This window comes from Streptomyces sp. NPDC007162, from assembly GCF_040634175.1.
GTDB lineage: Bacteria > Actinomycetota > Actinomycetes > Streptomycetales > Streptomycetaceae > Streptomyces.
Genome location: NZ_JBEYFC010000892.1, coordinates 1 through 2,193, shown reverse-complemented (window position 1 = coordinate 2,193; position 2,193 = coordinate 1). Strand labels below are relative to the sequence as shown.

The window sequence follows — 2,193 nt, the reverse complement described above, 5'->3', positions numbered from 1 at the left end:
CACTGCCGCCGAGGTCGCCGCGCTGCTGGGCCGCGAACGCAGCCAGGTCTCCCGCATCCTGCGGAGCCTGGAGACAGGTGTCTTCCCGCGGGGTCCGTCCGTGGGATCACTGCCTCGCGGAACGCCGGTCCGACGGCGGCCCGCGCCGGACCTGCCCGCTCAGCTGGGCACGCCCGCCCTGTTCCCGCAGATAGGTGACGAGACTGGTGCGCAGATAGCGCTCGGCCGCGTCCACCGCCTCCCGGGCGCAGCGCTTGCCCATCAGCACGCACAGCGTGTAGCCCGAGTCCTCGAAGGTGGACCGCACCTCGCGGTCGTGCGGCGAGGCGAGCATCACTCGCTCCCACGCCCGGTAGCGCCGCAGCTGCCGGGCCACCTCGGCCTTCGCGGGTAGCAGCATGGCCGTGTCTTTCCTTCCGACGCTCTCGAATGGGCACGTGTCCCCGAGGGTCGGGGGAGCGTCCGGGCACGGAGAGGCACGGAGCCGTTACGGCGAATCGAGGCTTTCACTCATGGTGCACGCATCATGACCGAGCGTCTTGTTGGATCTTCAACCACGCCTCACGGCTCTCCCGCGGCTCTCGTGTTGCACGAATGGCGTAGCGACCGCAATGTGGAGGGTGACTCAGAAGCGAGCAGTGCTCACGCTGTGCGTCCGGAACGGATTTCCGGACGGTGAGCGCGAGCCCGACGCCGGTGAGGAGCAAGCGACAATGAAGACCGCAGTGCCCTGCTACTACCACCTCGACGTCGAGGTCAGCCAGGAACGGGTGGGACAGGTCGGCCGCATCCTGGCCGCCCATCTCCGCTACTGGGACCTCGACAACCTCGTGGACCCCGTCTGCCGCGGTGCCGAACTGCTGCTGACCGCCATCGACCGGCACGCGACCGACAAGCACACGTCCATCGAGATGTGGTGGAACGGGCAGCACCTCATCACCGCCATCGGTGACGACGACCGTGACCTGCGCCCCGACCAGGACCTGCGGTCCTGCCTGGCGCACCTCGCCGCCACCAGCGACGGCTGGGGCTGCTGCGCCTCGGAGACGGGCAGCAAGATCATCTGGTTCTCGCAGCGTGCCCGGTCCGGCGAGCGGGTCCCGCTGGTCCCGACCGCCCCGGCGCCCAGTCTGCGCCGGACGCTCCCGGTGCCCCGCCGCCTTCCGGTCGCCCAGTTGGCCGAACCCGTCGGCGGCGTTCTGGAGGGCGCCCGGTGACGGCGAGGAAGTCCCGGAAAGGGGTGCCCGTGTGGAGCGGGCACCCCTACCCGTTGGGCGCCTCTTTCGACGGACAGGGCACCAACTTCGCCCTGTTCAGCGAGGTCGCCGAGCAGGTCGAGCTGGTCCTGGTGAACGACGCGGGGACCCGCACCCCGGTGCCGGTGACCGAGGTCGACGGCTTCGTCTGGCACGCCTACCTGCCCGGTGTCGGTCCCGGGCAGCGCTACGGCTACCGGGTCACCGGGCCCTGGGACCCGGACGTCGGTCACCGCTGCAATCCGGCGAAGCTCCTCCTGGACCCGTACGCCCGGGCGGTCGACGGCCAGATCGACAACCACGCGTCCCTGTACGAGCGCACGCCCGGCGGGCCGTCCCCGGCGGACAGCGCGGGGCACTCCATGCTCGGTGTGGTCACCGACCCCTACTTCGACTGGGGCGACGACCGTCCGCCCCGGCGGACGTACTCCGACTCGGTGATCTACGAGGCCCATGTCCGCGGTCTGACCCGTACTCATCCGGAGGTACCCGAACGGCTCAGGGGCACGTACGCCGGCCTCGCGCACCCGGCGGTCATCGAGCACCTGAGCTCGCTGGGCGTCACCGCGGTCGAACTGATGCCGGTGCACCAGTTCGTGCAGGACGGCGTGCTGCAGGACCGGGGCCTGTCCAACTACTGGGGCTACAACACCATCGGCTTCTTCGCCCCGCACAACGCCTACGCCGCCTTCGGCAGCCGGGGCCAGCAGGTCAACGAGTTCAAGGCGATGGTCAAGGCGCTGCACGCGGCCGGCCTCGAAGTGATCCTCGACGTGGTCTACAACCACACCGCCGAGGGCAACGAGATGGGCCCCACCCTCTCCTTCCGGGGCATCGACAACGCGTCGTACTACCGCCTGGTCGACAGCGACTGGGCGCACTACTACGACACCACCGGAACCGGGAACAGCCTGCTGATGCGGCACCCCTACGTGCT

General features: G+C 69.8%; 3 protein-coding genes. 2 read left to right on the top strand and 1 reads right to left on the bottom strand.

What is annotated here, in order from left to right; translation table 11 throughout:
* Nucleotides 1-106: 106 nt before the first annotated feature.
* A complete protein-coding gene (locus ABZ646_RS45485; protein ID WP_360533350.1) occupies nt 107-400 on the bottom strand; it encodes a DUF5133 domain-containing protein in 294 nt (97 codons plus the stop codon).
* Nucleotides 401-713: 313 nt separating this feature from the next.
* On the opposite strand from ABZ646_RS45485, the gene ABZ646_RS45480 reads away from it, so the two are divergent.
* Together ABZ646_RS45480 and ABZ646_RS45475 are read left to right on the top strand one after the other, a co-directional pair.
* Nucleotides 714-1,217, top strand: a complete 504-nt coding sequence (locus ABZ646_RS45480; RefSeq protein ID WP_360533347.1) for a pep a2 — start codon at nt 714-716, stop codon at nt 1,215-1,217.
* A partial coding sequence (locus ABZ646_RS45475) for an alpha-amylase family glycosyl hydrolase (RefSeq protein ID WP_360533344.1) occupies nt 1,214-2,193 on the top strand: 980 nt, incomplete at its 3' end. The genes ABZ646_RS45480 and ABZ646_RS45475, both read left to right, overlap by 4 nt.